Origin of the sequence: Clostridium beijerinckii (assembly GCF_008705175.1) — a bacterium.
In the GTDB taxonomy this organism is placed as follows: Bacteria; Bacillota; Clostridia; order Clostridiales; family Clostridiaceae; genus Clostridium; species Clostridium beijerinckii.
The window spans coordinates 3,577,197-3,594,324 of the sequence record NZ_CP043998.1; the positions used below are offsets into that span (position 1 = coordinate 3,577,197).

15 protein-coding genes, 1 pseudogene and 1 CRISPR repeat array are annotated in these 17,128 nt (G+C 28.5%); of the genes and pseudogenes, 2 read left to right on the forward strand and 14 right to left on the reverse strand.

The annotated features are described in order from the left end of the window. Positions 1 to 884 precede the first annotated feature (884 nt). Genes F3K33_RS15980 through csx20 form a run of 9 tightly spaced genes read right to left on the reverse strand, consistent with a single transcriptional unit; the run spans position 885 to position 9,464 of the window. Complete coding sequence (locus F3K33_RS15980) at positions 885 to 1,415, reverse strand: hypothetical protein (RefSeq protein WP_039773607.1); 531 nt, start codon at positions 1,413 to 1,415, stop codon at positions 885 to 887. Between the two features lie 16 nt (positions 1,416 to 1,431). Then, on the reverse strand, positions 1,432 to 2,301 hold the full coding sequence (locus F3K33_RS15985; RefSeq protein WP_051144941.1) for an RAMP superfamily CRISPR-associated protein: 870 nt from the start codon (positions 2,299 to 2,301) through the stop codon (positions 1,432 to 1,434). After that, on the reverse strand, positions 2,285 to 3,085 hold the full coding sequence (gene csx7 / locus F3K33_RS15990) for a type III CRISPR-associated RAMP protein Csx7 (protein WP_051144940.1): 801 nt from the start codon (positions 3,083 to 3,085) through the stop codon (positions 2,285 to 2,287). Before csx7 (F3K33_RS15990) ends, F3K33_RS15985 begins: the two co-directional genes overlap by 17 nt. Then, positions 3,085 to 3,876 (reverse strand): type III CRISPR-associated RAMP protein Csx7, encoded by a 792-nt coding sequence (gene csx7, locus F3K33_RS15995; RefSeq protein ID WP_039773605.1) that lies wholly within the window; start codon positions 3,874 to 3,876, stop codon positions 3,085 to 3,087. The genes csx7 (F3K33_RS15990) and csx7 (F3K33_RS15995) overlap by 1 nt, the downstream gene beginning before the upstream one ends. Before the next feature lie 16 nt (positions 3,877 to 3,892). Then, positions 3,893 to 4,285: a hypothetical protein gene (locus tag F3K33_RS16000; RefSeq protein WP_039773603.1), complete on the reverse strand. Its 393-nt coding sequence runs from the start codon at positions 4,283 to 4,285 to the stop codon at positions 3,893 to 3,895. Positions 4,286 to 4,290: 5 nt separating this feature from the next. Next, positions 4,291 to 5,469: a hypothetical protein gene (locus F3K33_RS16005; protein ID WP_039773602.1), complete on the reverse strand. Its 1,179-nt coding sequence runs from the start codon at positions 5,467 to 5,469 to the stop codon at positions 4,291 to 4,293. Further along, entirely contained in the window at positions 5,469 to 5,978 is a 510-nt protein-coding gene (locus tag F3K33_RS16010) for an RAMP superfamily CRISPR-associated protein (protein WP_039773600.1), read from the reverse strand. The genes F3K33_RS16005 and F3K33_RS16010 overlap by 1 nt, the downstream gene beginning before the upstream one ends. Positions 5,979 to 5,993: 15 nt before the next feature. Then, complete coding sequence (locus F3K33_RS16015) at positions 5,994 to 7,736, reverse strand: Cas10/Cmr2 second palm domain-containing protein (protein ID WP_051144939.1); 1,743 nt, start codon at positions 7,734 to 7,736, stop codon at positions 5,994 to 5,996. A gap of 30 nt (positions 7,737 to 7,766) precedes the next feature. Next, entirely contained in the window at positions 7,767 to 9,464 is a 1,698-nt protein-coding gene (gene csx20 / locus F3K33_RS16020; protein ID WP_039773596.1) for a CRISPR-associated protein Csx20, read from the reverse strand. 194 nt (positions 9,465 to 9,658) lie between these two features. Continuing rightward, positions 9,659 to 10,278: a CRISPR direct-repeat array (repeat unit 30 nt; unit sequence ATTTAAATACATCTCATGTTAATCTTAAAC). A 536-nt stretch (positions 10,279 to 10,814) separates the two neighbouring features. Between csx20 and F3K33_RS16025 the strand changes: the two genes are divergently transcribed. Further along, entirely contained in the window at positions 10,815 to 11,387 is a 573-nt protein-coding gene (locus F3K33_RS16025) for a sigma-70 family RNA polymerase sigma factor (protein ID WP_039773595.1), read from the forward strand. A gap of 108 nt (positions 11,388 to 11,495) precedes the next feature. Here F3K33_RS16025 and F3K33_RS16030 read toward each other — a convergent pair. From F3K33_RS16030 to F3K33_RS16040, 3 genes and pseudogenes are all read right to left on the reverse strand, one after another. Next, a pseudogene (locus tag F3K33_RS16030) lies at positions 11,496 to 11,675 on the reverse strand (hypothetical protein); the annotation flags it as partial. A gap of 166 nt (positions 11,676 to 11,841) precedes the next feature. Beyond that, positions 11,842 to 13,233 (reverse strand): MATE family efflux transporter, encoded by a 1,392-nt coding sequence (locus tag F3K33_RS16035; protein ID WP_039773594.1) that lies wholly within the window; start codon positions 13,231 to 13,233, stop codon positions 11,842 to 11,844. A gap of 58 nt (positions 13,234 to 13,291) precedes the next feature. Then, positions 13,292 to 14,167: a helix-turn-helix domain-containing protein gene (locus F3K33_RS16040; RefSeq protein WP_039773593.1), complete on the reverse strand. Its 876-nt coding sequence runs from the start codon at positions 14,165 to 14,167 to the stop codon at positions 13,292 to 13,294. Between the two features lie 822 nt (positions 14,168 to 14,989). Between F3K33_RS16040 and F3K33_RS16045 the strand changes: the two genes are divergently transcribed. After that, positions 14,990 to 15,190 carry a YvrJ family protein gene (locus tag F3K33_RS16045; RefSeq protein ID WP_012059349.1) on the forward strand — a complete coding sequence of 67 codons (201 nt, stop codon included), beginning with the start codon at positions 14,990 to 14,992 and terminating at the stop codon, positions 15,188 to 15,190. 170 nt (positions 15,191 to 15,360) lie between these two features. On the opposite strand, the gene F3K33_RS16050 is transcribed toward F3K33_RS16045, so the two are convergent. Then, entirely contained in the window at positions 15,361 to 15,867 is a 507-nt protein-coding gene (locus F3K33_RS16050) for a nitroreductase family protein (RefSeq protein WP_039773592.1), read from the reverse strand. 227 nt (positions 15,868 to 16,094) lie between these two features. Beyond that, positions 16,095 to 17,090 (reverse strand): NADH:flavin oxidoreductase, encoded by a 996-nt coding sequence (locus tag F3K33_RS16055; protein ID WP_039773590.1) that lies wholly within the window; start codon positions 17,088 to 17,090, stop codon positions 16,095 to 16,097. Positions 17,091 to 17,128: the final 38 nt, after the last annotated feature.

Sequence of the window (17,128 nt, forward strand, 5' to 3'; positions counted from 1 at the left end):
GTATCTAAATACATCCTATGTTAATATTAATCACAATCTTATTATAAAATAGCAATATAATTTGCAAAGATTAAACACATCTCATGTTAAGGTTAATCGCAATGGCTAGACATAAAGAACAAAAGATATTCACGTTTAAATACATAACATGTTAAAGTTTATCGTGTGGGTATAATAATTATGGTCAATTAGTATTAGGGTTTAAATACATCTCATGTTAATGTTAATCATATAATGATCCTAACTTTCAACCTAGTCCTTACGTATTCAAATACATCTCATGTTAAAGTTAATCAAATAGAGCTTGATAAGTATGGACATTTCTTCTTATTTAAATACATCCCATGTTAATATTAATCATTCGTTGGATACCATATCATTGATGCAGACGGAAAATTTAAATACATCTCATGCTAAAGTTAATCAATGATTAAATATTTGATAAAATAATAATGTAAGGAAATTCAAATACATCTCATGTTGAAGTTAATCTGATGACTTCGAAATAATATATGATTCTGAATTTACATTCAAATACATCTCATGTTGAAGTTAATCATTTGCAAAGATAATATATGAAATGGCTAACAAGTTATTCAAATACATCTCATGTTGAAGTTAATCCAGGCAGTAATATGGATGCATTATTAGCAAAAATGGAATTCAAATACATCTCATGTTGAAGTTAATCCTAAGTAAATAAGCCATTCATATAATCTTCTAATAGCTACACTTATGTTATAATAACACATTCAAAAATTTTTACCAAGTAAATATCTTAATTTAACATTTTATAATAAAACCCTTGAAAACTCTCTGTTTATATCGCTTCGTAAAAATAATGCGACTTTGAGGATGGTAATTTTTCATTTACTTTATTTTTATTATTTACTTTTCCACTTCATAAGTTGCTCTGCCATACTACTTAAACCTTCATTGCTATCACTTTTTGTAGAATAATATGATTTAGTTTTCTCTTTGCTATATTTATTTATATTAGATTTATTAAATTTATTAGAATTTCTATCATGATAATTATTATTTTTATTCCTATCATGAAAATTGTTATTCTTGTTATCATAATTTTCATTACTTTTTTTAGTCTTTATAATTCGTCCAACCCATGAGAAAACAAATTCTAGTTCTTCAAAATTCAAAGTATTGATTTTGTACTCTCTTTTATTTACGATATTATCAACAAAATTTGCATATCCTTCTTTTTCTGAATTTCCTCCAAATGTAGTGCTTTTTAGCTTTTCTAATACAACTCCAAATTTCTTCATATCGTTATATTTCTTAGCAATCTCTATAGCATTTATTATTTTAGGAGTATAATTTCCACAGTTATCATTTCTAATATCTTTTGCAATTGAATCCACTAGTAATAGCAGCTCTTTTTTTCTTTCTATATCCAAAGAAATCTCCTCCTTGCTAATATTCTATGCCTTCATAATCAGGTGTCTTTTTAGCATTTTTAAAACTATATATATTACTTAGCAAATCTATATTCTTTTTAATATCATCTGGGCAGTCTGCTATATAATCTTTTGCATATTGTACATACTTATCATCTTTTGTTGTCATTTCTATTGAACCATAGTATGCTGGTTTCCCATAGCCCAATTTATGATTAAAATCTCCTGCAAGCCCTATCGAATAACATAAAAGCTTCAGCTCTTCTTCATCTAAATCTTCATATAATATATATCCTTTAAATGTAGCATTTTTCATTAGGCATTCACAATTATAATTGCCCTTTTTTAATATAGATTCTATTCCATGATTATAAATTTTATATCCTTTAAGTACACCTTCATTTAAATATATACTAGAAACCTTCACATTAGGAGTTCTTAATACGGGAAGCCCTAGTATGTTTACTATTCCACTGTTCTCCTCATATAAGAAATCTGAAACTTTAACTTTGCTTTTCTTCCCCATAGCGCCAAAAACATCACATATTATGCACCTTTGTGCTACACTACATGACTTTTCCTTGCCATTTGGTAAAATTCTTTGTTCATCCTTCGTTGGAGATATACAACTGTTTGAAACCATTTCTGCCAAATTCCTTATCATTCCTTTTAAGCTTGTTCCCGGCACTGAATACTTACCTCCAATTGTATAAAACTTCTTATACAAAATTTCCTCTTCATTCATATCATAAGAATCTTCAGAAATATGCATTGCATTAAGCACCTTTATTTCCAAATCAATTCTGCCTTTTAAAATGCATTTTTTATCATCTCTTTCAGTATGTTTTGTTTTTAAAAGTGGAATAAAATTATATGGTTTGCTCATCTATATCACCATCTCTTTTTAGCTTTGTAAAATCTACATAAGATACTAATTTTGAAATTTCATCAAATCCCTTAACGTTTTTTGCATTATAGTAGTCTTTAAATTCATAGTTCTTTGAAGAAAGATCGTCTTTACCATATTGTTTTATTTTTAACTCTAAGTTTTCTGCTTTAACGCACCCAAATCCTTTTGAAGTTAATCCACCTAAAGTTAAAAAACCTTCATTCATTTCTTCTATTAAATATAAAAGTAACTTTATTTGATAGGGCTCAAAATTTTGAAGTGCTATTTTCTCTTTAAATACAGCATCCTCTATATATTCAAAGCTATAAAGTGCTGAACCTTTAGCTGATCCAGTAATTCTATCTATAGCTACACAAGTTCTTTGACCAACTTTGTATTCATTAAATACATATGCATCACTAAAAGAAACTCTGCTTTTAATAACATTTGAACCAAATAATCTGCATATTGGGCAACTCTTTTTATAACGTTCTTGCCCTGTTCTAGGCTTTAATTTATTATTTGGTATACATTCATGCCTATTTATAATGTCGCAAGCTCCATTATTCCTTAATACTCTTTCTGCTCTACTTCTAAATGCACCCTTTAAGCTTGTTCCCGGAATAAATGGTTCAAGTTTTCCATCTTTATATGTGGTCATATATTTTCCATCAACTGCTGAAGGATCTAACGAATTATCAGTGCCTTCTCTAATATATAATGGACTTTGTGTAACTATATCAAAGGTTAAAATAGCTTCATTTTTTAATTTGCCAAACATTATAAACTCACCTCCAAAAGGCTTTTATTATCATCATTAATTCCATTAATAAAATACTCTCTCATATTCTCTTTAGTTATACAATAAGCAGATTTAGATATTAACTTTACATTACCTAATCCAGCTGATGTCTTCCCACCAACTTTCATTTCTCCTTCTTGAAGGAAATTTAATATTATCTTTAATAAATCCTTATGATTATCATCTAAATTATCTACTGTCATTTCAAAATTAAATTCTGTCCCTGCTGCTACACATTCAAAACCAAATTTTGCTCCATCATTTACAGTTAATGTATCCCTATCAATAGCTATTCCATCTCTTATTTGAACATATGCCTTATCACTTATTAATCTTGCATCTAAAATATTTAATTTTGACGCAAAGTAATCTCCTCCAAATAATTTACACACATCACATTCCTTCTTATAAATATCACTTGCAATTTTTTCTTCCTTATTGCTATCATTTTTGTATTTTTCTTTTATTTCCTTTACCTCTTTATCAGAGATACATAATTCCATTTTCTTTCCTGAATCTTTATCTAATATATTACAACTCTTATATTCATTAAAAATACCAGAACAAAGAAGCCTCTCCATAAAAGACCTTAGTACACCTTTTAATGAACTTCCTGGTATAAATGGATTATTATTTTCATCTCTTATTACAGGGGTATCTACTGCTGTTGGCGAAAAATCAACAGTACCTGTTCCAATATGTATTGGTGATTCTGCTTTTAATATTCCTTTAATGATATATTTGTTTTCAAATCTATCTAATAAATACATTTAACTATCTCCTTTTCTATAAATTACCCTTTTCTATCGCAGTTTTTTTCCAAAAAAGATATCCAAAGTATAGAGAAACTATTTTAAGTGTTTCTTTATCATCCCTACCAGCCATTTCATAAATCTTATCCATATTATCTATAACTGCTTGTCCGAATTTCTTTTTATTCGATAAAGTATCATCCCAACCATTACCTTTTCCTATTTTATATTCAATGTAAAGTCTTATTTCTTCATAGCAATCTGCATTTTGGCATACAGTAGCAACACTTCGTATATTGCTTGAACCTAATTTACCTTCTTTATTTCTATAGTCTCTACTTTGATTAATTCTGTTCCAAAACTCCTTATCTTTCCCCAGTTCTTCAACCATACCTATAATTTCTTTTTTATAATTAACTTTCTCCATATTTATTACCTCCCCAAATAGATTTCAAAATCTCCAAAGCCATTTTCATTTTCTAATCCAAATCCACATTTTTGTTTTACTTGAAAATATGAGTATAAGTCTCGTAAAGATTTTTTACTTGAAAATACCATAACTGTTCCTTTAGATATTAATGTCATCGCTTCTTCTCTTTTGTCCTCTGATATACTGGAATTATCATATCCTCTATAATTAATAACTTCTGTATAAATCTTTTCTATCTTAATATCTTCCTCTAGCTCTAATGGTTTTCTCCAAAGCTTTTTTAATTCATCTGTATCTAAATAAACATCTCCATCAAAATCAAAATTTAATATACAATCTCCTATGAATTTAATAGAAATATAATTACTCTCTTTATCAATGAAACCCTTATTTTTATTTCTAGCTTTATAATCTATTGAAAATTTCTCTATTTGTTTAAATTCAATTTCATTTTTTAAACTATCTAATTTACTAACAACACACTTTCCTAATCCAGTTGTAATATCTCCACCAACCCTTACCCTCTTAAATAAAATCAAATCATTCTCGGATATTCCTTCTATACTTCCTTCAAATAAAAGTTTGCTTTCATCTTCGTTATCACTATCCTCTTTAATAGGAGTGCAAGATACAGTTTCAATACTATAAAGCATTCCATCTGCTGAAGTCTTAGAATAAGGATTAATTTTATTTTTAGTTGTAAAACTTTTTATAACGGAATATGGTTTCTTATTTTCATCTGTAGTTCTTAAACCACTAGTAAATTCAACTCTAGATCCACCTTCACATTTAGTACATCCTTTGCTAGTATCATCAACAAGTAAATCTATAAATCCATGATTTTTATCAGTTTTACAAACCATTGATGTTTGCGGAATTATTTCTGTTCCTTTAGGATAAAAATATGAAAATCTTACATTGGAAAATTCCTTGCATATATTATTAAAACAACACTGAAGACAACCTGCTTTATCTCTAAAATAAACCCAATTCATTTTCTTTTCTCCATTTACTTCTTTAACATCAGCTTCATTTCTTTCACAGCAATTATCTAAAATAACTTTTGCAAAAGCTGCTCTTACTACACTTCCTTTAAGAACATCATCACTTTCAATAAAGTTACTAGAGTGCTTTTTACTGCCTATTAATAAAGGTGATTTAAAATCCAATAAAACCTTCATCATACCACCTCTTCAATATCTATATTTACTTTTCCAAGTCCAGTGCTTTTACTTCCACCAATTGAAGTAATCATCTTAATTGCTAAATATAAATTTTCTTTCATTGAATCATCACCATTGTAGTTAACTTCTATTTCTCCATGAAAAGTTCCACTTATAACTTCTTTTGAATAAAGTGCTTTATCTAATGTTACTTTTCTATATCTATCTATAGCATTACCATACCTTATATTAGATGAATATTCATTTTCAGTAAGATAAAAATTATCTACTATAATCTTAGAAGGCCTATATCCTCCATCACCAAATAATTCTTTAGTTTTTTCCTCTCCTTGAATCATCCTATAATTTTCTCTTATTTTACCCTTTATAGTACTTCCTGATATATATGGTTTTCCATTAGCATCCTTAATTGAAACGTCTTTAATAAACCCACTATCTTGCGTTCCAGAACTAATGTTAAATGGTGTTTCAGTTTTTATTGTCACTTTATAGATTTCAATACTCATATCGTTTAGCCTCCCTTATACCATTTTCCATATAAGTATTAAGTCATCCCAACGTATTTTATATGGTTGTGCTCTTTCTTTTGACTTGCCATAAATGCGTTTTATAAGTTGATCTATACTTTCATCTTTATTTTTTTTCTTACTTTCATGATAATAGTAAAATAACTCAAATTCCTCTTCTATCATGTTCTTTTGAGCGTAACTTATTTTATGTAATTGAGCGCTTGCTCTATTTTTAATTTTAAACTCTTCCATTTCTTTCAGCATCAATTTTAATCTTGAATTAGTTACTGGAAATACACCTTTATGATTAAGATTGATATGCATATTGCCTAAAAGCTCAATTATATCAACGCTGCCTTCTTTTATATCTTTAGATTTTTTTATAATAGCTTTAGCACTCTTTAATTTTTGCTGTGCAATACTAAATAAACTTGCAATCGGAGTATTGCTTTTAGATATCACAATACCTATAGACATAGTTATTTCATTATTAAATCCTTTATCAAACTTATCAATTATTTTAGTTGTTATATTAAAAGAATCTTTTGCTGGAACAATTATAAATATATCATCTCCACCTAGAGCTATAACTTCAAATTTTGCATCTTCACCCATAGTCTCATTTATTGCTTCATATACTGAACGTTTTGTTATCGTATCAGTTTTTCTACTAAAATACATCATTTCAAAAACATTCTGTATTTCCATAACTATTTTCCCCATATTATTTCCATCACCATAAATAACAGCAATATCATCTGAAATATCATCAATGGATTTAATATTATTATATTTAAGTTCTACTTGCGTCTGTTCTTTAAATTCATCATAAAAAATACTCTTAGCTTTTCCCGACAAGTGTTTTCTTAAGCATGATGGACATACTGAAGCTAATCCATCACTTTCCTCAATCAAATATTTAGCATCACGAATATCACATAACTTGCAGACTACTCCACTGCCTTTTAACTCAACAGCTTCTTCATATTCGCTAAAATTAATGCTTTTCCCCTTAATATTAATGCTTTTTAAATCATTATCTGGATTAACTTTATATAATCTAAGTTTTTTTCTTTCTTCTAATTTCTCACTTAATACTCCTGATATATGTTTAAAATCAAAAGCAAATTCATATAGTGAAATTGTAATGCTTTCAAAAGCATTCATAGCTGTTAAAGCAATATTCCCAAAGGCTTGTTCAAGATACTTACATATTTGCTTTCCCTCACCACTAGGAACAACAATAAATATATTTCCACCGCCACAGTAAACTATATTTTCTTCAGAAAATCCACTTTTTGATAGTGTTTCAATAACAACCTCATTATTTAAATAATCAATTAAAATACTACCTCCACGAATATCTTTTAAATTATTATTTTCTAAAAAATATTTTTTTATCTTATAAATTGACCCTTTCACTACATCAACCTTAAGTTCACTTGCCCATCCTAATTTTTCTGAATTCTTATTCCCTTTAGATAAGCTTAAATAAATATCTCTTAAAAAGTCCTTTACCTCATCATTATCCTTAGAACTAAACATTTTCTTCAATTCATTAGTTTCCTTATCTATGCCTTTAAGCTTAGATATTAAACAATACATTTTTTCCGCATCATATTCAGATGGAACAAACTCTTCATTATTAACCTTATACATCCATCTTTTCTCTTTAGAATCTATATCTTTGTTGGATAAATAAACATCATTTGAAGGATACAGTTGACTTTTGTATCCCCTATTATCATCATTCATAAAATTTCCCACCTTAATATCTATAAAATGCTATATTCTATACTTCCTAAATCTTATATGCTCAAATACCTTTTCAGAATGCACTTGTCCATCTTTGACCGTCTCTTTTGTCTTTCTTTCAGTTGTGGCATATATAGGAACTCTATTTAATTCAAAACACATGTTTACAATAGTAAAAGTCATTCCCCATTCACCTTGAACAATTACATAATCTTCTTGATTTGTATTTTCTAATATGAAAGTCTTTAGCTTATAAACTAAATTAAAATCATCTTCAATTTCAACATTAGGATTTATATTACTCCATTCATTTCTTAACTCTTCTGGTAATGTCACTATTCTTTTCACTTTCCAATCTCTATTTAGTTCCTCTTCTTGAGATTTTAAAAGTTTATGAGATAATATTGAAACTGCGGATTTATGCAAATTTTCTTCTGCATTAGTTTCATATGAATTATTAACTATCTCCTTAAACTTTTCTATAAAAACATATAAATTATTTTCAAATGTTGAATAATGCATACCTGAAGAGAAACCATTATGGTTAATATCATTCCTATAATCACTAATTTCCTTATACAACTGACCTATTTTAACCATTATTTTTTCATCAGATTTTGCTTTAAACAGTTCTTCTTCTTCACTAAGTTTGCAATTTGACTCATCCCTATAATAAAATTCCTTCATTATGTCCTCAGCGATTTTTCTCTGTTTTTTTTCTTTATAATCAAGTCCTATTCCAATTGTTAGGTAAGTAATTAATGTTTCCTGCAACATTGTGTAAGATTGCTGTAATAATCGAAATTCCCTACCTTGCTCTATTGCATAAATTGAATCATTAATGACTTCGCCAGTATAAGGCATAAATTTATCTATTAGCTGATCAATAATTTTTGAAAATGGAGTGAAATCAGATATAGTTATCTTTTTTATTTTATTTAATTCATCTTTTAACCTTTTACAATCAGTTACTATCTTTTTCCCTCTGCATGAAAACAAATCTTCTGAATAAGCCTTAAGGCTCTTTGCTATTGATTCCATTAACCTTGCTTCATTTCTCTCATCAATAGTACCTGTTTTAAATATCTCCTTTACCGAATTCTTTACGCTAAGAATTTCATCTGAAAGTAACCTCGAATCACCAGTAGTTAGAAATTTTTCGGTTCCATTCGCCCAATCTTGTATTCTATTGAAAAAAGTTAAATCAAAAATAGGTGCTAACTTTAACTCCTCATTATCAATATTTATAGTTTCACTTACCTCAAAAGCACCATAATATATGCCTTTTATATTAATTTTCTTTACTGCACGTGCATAACTCAATAATGACATAAATATTATAGGAATTGACCTCAATGAATAAGTTATGTCTACATATACATCAGTTTCCTTGTCAAACTCCTCAAATATTGTATTAAAATTATCCCATAGTTCATTAACATCTTTTCCGCTTTTAATGTCAACTGCTTTAGCATTTATACCTTCCTTTTTTAATATCTCCTGTAATCCCTCTTTTTTATCCTTAGAAATCCAATTAGCTTCTCTTGCTTCTGGAGTTAGAAATACGATTAATTCAGTATCATATCCAAGTTTTTTGCACAATGAAAGTTGAACATATGGTGTTTTTAGCTTCTCATAGTTATCTTCACTAACACTATCGTCATTAAAATAATAAACCGTTGGTTTATAGTCAGTTGTGCCCAAAAACGTAAACAATTTTTTAGACATATTATCACCTCTTCATTTTAACTTCATCTCTATCTTTCCATATAATCTAAGCATTCTCTTATTTTACCACTTTTCCTCCTTAAAAAACAAAAATACCATTAATATAAATTTTATATCAATGGTATCCATAAATTTGCATATTGTATTTTTGCTTCTGAAATAATCTATTATTTATTAATATCTTTGAGTTACAAGTATTATTACATCTCATGTTAATATTAAACTTCAAGATGGACGCATTCCCAGACTATACTAAGTTATTTAAATACATCTCATGTTAATATTAAACAGCTTGAATGTGAGTGTTCAATTAGTAGATAAAAAATTTAAATACATCTCATGTTAATCTTAAACGTTAGGGGTTGCAGCAGCCAAAGTTGGTATGGATTTATTTAAATACATCTCATGTTAATCTTAAACAAAGATTTTGAGATAAGAAAAGACGATTCAGATTAATTTAAATACATCTCATGTTAATCTTAAACTCTTTATCTTTATTTATTCCGTAAGTGGTCCTATATTTAAATACATCTCATGTTAATCTTAAACAATAGATTATACAACATCAGTCGCATATAATTACAAATTTAAATACATCTCATGTTAATCTTAAACTTCTTTAGGAGCTATAACAAAGTTCGAGAAGTTATTGAATTTAAATACATCTCATGTTAATCTTAAACGTTCCAACTATAGTTCTTTTTGAGTCAATTTCATTTATTTAAATACATCTCATGTTAATCTTAAACCACATACCGTAAGAGTTACCACGTATTTTTTTATAATTTAAATACATCTCATGTTAATCTTAAACCAAAGTAAATAAGCCATTCATATAATTTAATGCTCTTTGTCCTTATAGTAATAATAACACATCTCGGAAAATTTACCAACCTCCAAGCATAATTTCTGAACTAATTAATAGGTGTCTTCACTAATCTATTTATCTAACTTTTAAGTATTTCATAAATTCTCAGGTTGGTAAAAATCATAATTTTATAACTCCCACTTATGATATTAATCCAACATTTACTATCCCAAGTTCTACTTCCGTCAACTCGCCACTCATCACGGTTAATATGTATTTTCACATAAAGCTTTATATCTTTTGTTTTGTCATTTCATTAGCTTGATTTGTTCTTTAATAGAACTCATCACAGCTATACCCATTACCATTATCAATTCTTAGCTCTTCCTTTATAATAATTTTTCTTCTCCAAATTGCTCTCATATATACGTTATATAGCTTTTGACCATATATACTATATGTAGAGGTTAATCTAACATTAAACACAATATATGTAAAATAATTCATTGAATTTATAGATCTTATGTATGAAGGAGGTTTATATGGATTTTAATTATATCGAAACTTTAGTTACTAGGTGCAAGGATAATGACGAAAGAGCAAAAGAAAAATTAGCTGAAGAATTTGGACAATTAATTTATAATATCTCAAAGAGAACTTTCATTGATGGATATAACTCATATGATATTATTCAGGAATGTTATCAATCACTTTTTAAATCCATCTCTATGTATAACTTAGACAAGCATAGATTCGTTGCTTATGCTACCAATGCGATTAAAAATAATATGAATGATTTGATTAAGAGAATTAAAACTAGAAGCTCTACTGAAGGTAATAATGCTCTAAGTTTACATGATAATTTTGAAAAGGACATCCCATCACAAGAAATCTCTCCTGAAACTTCATTATGTGAAATGTGTGATTATGAGGACTTAAGACTAGCTCTAAAAAATTTAACTAAAGATGAGAAAGAACTTATAGATTTTGTATTCTTTAAGAATTATACAGTTCTGGATTATGCCCATATAAAAAATATGTGTTATTCTACTGCTATTGTAAGAAAGAAAAATATTCTAAGAAAAATCCACAATAATATTTCATTTTATTATTAAAGCTAAACGTCTAACAGCTCCAAGGTTAATTTTTTTATCCTTGGAGCTGTTATTATTACAATGTGATTTATATTATATTCCCATAATTTTAAATATTAAATATACACTTTATTCAAAACTAAAATTATTTATAACCTCAGTAGTTTCCTCCACATAGCCATCAACTACCTCATCAATTCCATCACAAATATATCTAAGGCTACAGCCCTGACATTTATCTAGTATCCCATTCTCTAACAAAGAACATTTTAACTCATCCTGAAAAGTAGAATTTCTAATTGCTAAAGCTGTAAATGAATTAAAAAGTATTCATCCAGACATTAACATATGTGTCAGCACCATAGTTGATATTGCTATAGATTGTTACCATAATCACATTGTAAATGAAGGCGGTACTCAATAGAAAACAAATTAATGGCTTACCACCTTCAACAATACACTTAATACCATAATATCAACAAAGCTTGAAATGTGAATTTTTATTTTCTCCTTCAATTAAGTTTAATTTATTCATCTTTTTTATCTCACGATATATAAAAATTAAAGATATCATTGCAGCAAGAAAATCAGCTAATGGAACAGATACAAAAATACCAGTGATTTTAAGAAATATTGGGATGATTAACATTAATGGTATTAAAAATATAAATGGTTTCATTATTGATAAAAATAATGCAGGCTTAGGTTTGCCAATATACTGAAAAAAACTTGAAGCAATTACTTGAACACCTACTAAAGGACTCATAAATATCATTACTCTTAAAATAGGAACCGTCAATGCTATTAATCCATTATCAGATGTAAAAGCACCCGCTATTTTATTTGTAAAACCAATAATTATAATTAAAAATGCCAATGAAATTATAACTGATGCTAAAATTGCAAGCTTTAAGCTTTGTTTTACTCTATCGAATTTCTTAGCACCATAATTAAATCCTATAATAGGCTGAAGAGCTTGTCTAATTCCATACATAGTAATGGTAATAAACCCAAATACACGATTATATATACCAATTGCAGAAACATATAAGTCAGATCCTCCATAAATTTTTAATGAATTATTTAATACTATGGCTAGAATTCCATAAGCCAGTTGAGTCATAAACGTAGATAATCCTAAGGAAATCGCTTCCTTTAGTAACTTTATATCAATTGTTAAATTTTTAACTTTCACCCCTAAAATTTTGCTATTAAGACAGATGTATACTAGTAAAAATACGAAACATATTATTTGCGAAATGTCTGTAGCAATTGCAGCTCCTTTTATCCCATATTGAAGTCTTGTAACTAATATATAATCTAATGGAATATTAATTACAGGTCCTATTATCATGCTTATCATAGCAATATTAGCATGTCCTTCTGATTGTATGATGCTATTAGCAACAATACTAAAAACGAAAAAAACACTGCAATATAAAGTAATTCTAAAGAATGTTACAGCATAAGGCAGTATATTTTCTAAGGAACCAAAGATATATAACATAGGTCTTATGAAAACGAGTCCTATAACCATAATTAAAATTCCTAATAAAACAGAGGATGTTAATGCGGTCCCCACAGCCTTTTCTGCTCTTAGTTTATCTCCTGCTCCAAGACTTCTAGAAGTTATAGAAGCAATTCCAACTCCTATCATTTGAGAAAGCGCCAGTATTATTTGTTGAATAGGAAAGACTATAGTTAAAGCTGCAATTCCCAAGCTACCATTAGGCTGATTACCTATAAAAATTGCATCAATAATGTTATATAATACATTCGCTAAAAATACACTTATAGCAGGAATAGAAAACTTAAAGAGTAATTTTTTGATACTACCTTCCAGAATAAAATTTTCAAGTTCAGTCATATTATTACCTCCTCTTACTTTTCTTTATTATAACAATCCGCGTAAAAGATTTTTTGACCTATCTTGCTGTTATCGGAATAAAAAGATATGCATCAATATTTTTTTGATTAGGTACAAAACCATTGGGATAAAACTCATATGCGTAATTATCGCATGGGACATACAATTCATCATTAAGTAAGCTAAACCAGTTTCTCTGTATCTGAATCTGTATCTTTTCGATTATATTTGTTAAGGAATATACTGCATAATCATTCTCCGGTATATATTTATGTACTAATTCAGCATCTTTCCTGTCAATCTGACTAAAATATCGACTATCAATTCCAGCGATAAAATCGAACTCATAACTCCTCACTTCTTCATTTTTACAAAAATCCACTCCGTAAACCCCATCAATTTGATTATATATTTTATCCAATTGCACTTTTTGAGCAGTTTGATTAAAAATACGTGCAACATCATGTTTTTTATTATCCCCATGATACAATAATCCTGTTATCTCAAAAGAATTTTTATGTATTATTTCATATTCTGTTGCTGTTCCATATGACATCACCCTCTCGATGTCTTCCTGTGTAATTGAATATTTATATAAATTTAAATATTCAATCTTATTGTCACGATAATCCTTTGGTGTAATACCAAAATATGCCTTAAACATACGGGTAAAACTTTCCTGAGAACTATATCCACACATTATAGCTATATTCAATATACTATCTCTTGTCTCTAATAAGCTCATCGCTGCAATTGTAAGCCTACGCTTCATTTGATAATCCCCAATATTCTCTCCCAACACTGCTTTGAATAATCTAGCATAGTGAAATTTAGAAAAATTAAACTGCTTCGCAAGTTGTTCTAATGAAACTCCCTCAAGCAAGTGTTTTTCTAAATATTCAATTGCATCCAAAACATAATTCTTTGTATTCATAACATCACCTCATAGATTTTTCTTAATTACTTGATCTAAGCTTATATGACATAAAACTTAAAGCTACCAATGTTGCCTTTTCTAGATTTGATGGATATAATTACCCTATCTTAGAGAAAAAAAGTACCTGTGTTTTTCGCAGAATAGTACTAGAATATCATATCATTATTATACTACAATTTTTTATTATTTTTCCTATATTTTCCTCAATTATAATTTACTGTTTTAATAATATACATGTTAATCAAATTTCAAAACTGTTTTCATTATCCCAAGCCCTCCCCCATCAAATGTAATGTAATCACAATACGTAACCTACGTTTATTGAAAAAATAACCATTGCTATCAATCCAAAGGCTATAATAAATATTACAGATCCATCTATTTTTTACAAAAGTCTTCTCTCTTTTTTAATTCAATTCTTATTTCCCCCCTAATCATTTAACAAACACACTCTATAATTTTATTACGTGATTAAAATTTTTCTCCACTAATATTTAAGACGTATTTTCCTATCTTAAACCACATAAAAATCGAACTTTTTTAACCCAACAGCCTTCAAACCCGCATTATTCCAGCATATTCTTAAGAATATTAGAATACTAGAATATCAGAATATATATTCTAGTATTCTGAAGAATAAATATGGTGGAGAATATATATTCTTTACCATATAAGAATATTGACTAAATGTTTTGAGCTTGTAATATTTTTAGAATTATGATGAAGAATTATTTTTGCAACGTATATATAATAATTTCATTAATTATTTTAAAATTGTTTATGTACATTCATATATCCATTAAAAGGAGGTGGATATATATGCAGGTAACTGATTTAATTAATCTTATGGTTAACAATGGCTTTGCTATAGCTGTAGCAGCATATTTGCTAATACGCTTAGAAAGACAAATTGATAACTTATCCTCATCAATTAATAGGTTAAATACTATAATATCAGCTAAACTTGGAGTAGCTATTGATACTGACAGTCCTAATGATGATTCTCATAACGTAGCTTAAGAAAAAGGCAATAAACATTATGAAGTGCCCTCCAAATATTAAATATGAGTATATCATATTTCTAACATTTGGGGGGCACTTCATTGATTTTGAATGTTTATTGCCTTTAAACTTTATTTATACTATTGATTGTTTATACTTATTAATATTATCTATAGAATATCCTACTCCTACAAAAGCAGATCATCTAAAGATTTGCGGGTTTTATCATGACGATTTGGAGAAGCTGGCTCTCCAACTGCATAACCTATTGCCAGAACATTAATTGGTTCAATATTATGAGGCAAATTAAATTCACGTCTGATAACTTCTGGGTCGAAACTACAAATCCAAACACTGTCTAATCCAAGAGAGGTTGCTTCCATCATCATATGATCAGTTGCAATGCTTGTGTCAATATCAACTACACTTTTGTTGTTAAAAGGTATAACTCCAGCAATATTGTGATCACCGCATGCAACTATAATAAGTGGTGCCCCGTAGATTCGTGCCGCCTTTGAAACTTTTTCTAATCCCTCTTCATCTTTTAATATAAGTAATTTAACAGGTTGTTTGTTACTTCCAGAAGGTGCAACTCTTGCAGCTTCCAATATTTTTCCCAACTTATCATCTTCAACTTTTTTCCCGTCATACTTACGAGCTGAGTATCTTTTTTTTGCTAATTCTAAAAAATCCATTTTTCATCTCCCCTTAAATTTTAGTTTTACTTAATTATTTACTCTAATGTATTTACCAATACAGATAATGTAACAATTGAATCATAAACATTTATTTATATATGTTGCAATTCACAGTGCACATTTCACAAGCTAGAATTACGGTTAAAATTCTTGCAGTATTTTTAGAATTATGATGAAGAATCATTTTTGCAACATATTTATCTTTAACAAATGTTTATGATAAATCAATCTTTGTTAAAAATGCATGATGTTCCATTTGGTTGCATACATTTTGAACATGATATACATTTTGGTACTTCATTTAAATCCTTCATCCAAAGATTTACTAAATCCGGTTGGCGAATTAATGGTCTTGATAAAGCAAAATATTCTACCCCTGTTGAATTTAGTATCTGCACCATGGTGTCTGGTGTTCTGTTTTTGCACACCAAAATTATCGGGATATTATTATTTGATGCAGAAATTTTAGCTGCATAATCCCTGTATATAGATTCCTTATAATCTGAAGCTTCACCCTCACCACTTATTTCTATCCCATCGATTCCAGAATCAGAAAGTTGACTACAGATATATTGGCAATCCTCAAAAGCTTTTTCGCTATCAATTTCATCGAAACTATTAACTTTTAAAAACACAACGAAATCTTTACTTGTTCTACTTCTTATGGCATTATATATTTCAATAATTATCCTTGCATTATTTTCAAGAGTTCCTCCATATTGATCGGTTCTCATATTTGTTCTACTACTTAAAAATTGGCTCAGAAGGAATCCATGTGCAGCGTGAATCTCTACTCCGTCGAAGCCAGCTTTTTCAGCTCTAGCTGCTGCATCTCCAAAGGCAGAAATGATTGCTCCTATATCTTCCAAAGAAACATCATCTGTTTTTAGATTTTGACCGTTTTTAGTAGCATAGTTCACCTGAAGCAATACTTTACTTTCATGGCCATGAATTATATCTGTAAGCTTTTGGTATTCCTCTATAAAATTATCGTTGTAGAAACCAATTTGTCCAGGCATGGATTTAGAATCTGCTGTAATATAAGCACCACTTGTAATAATTAAACCAACACCTCCCTTAGCAAGATTTTCATACAGTTCATACAGCCTATCATTTAAGTGACCATCCTCATGGGCCATAAGTTCCTGTGTCGCTGAACGAATAAAGCGATTTTTAATTTCCATCCTATTAATAACTGTTTTATCAAATAATGTTCTCATGTTAGTTTTCCTTCCTCTTACATTTATTTTTTCTTTTA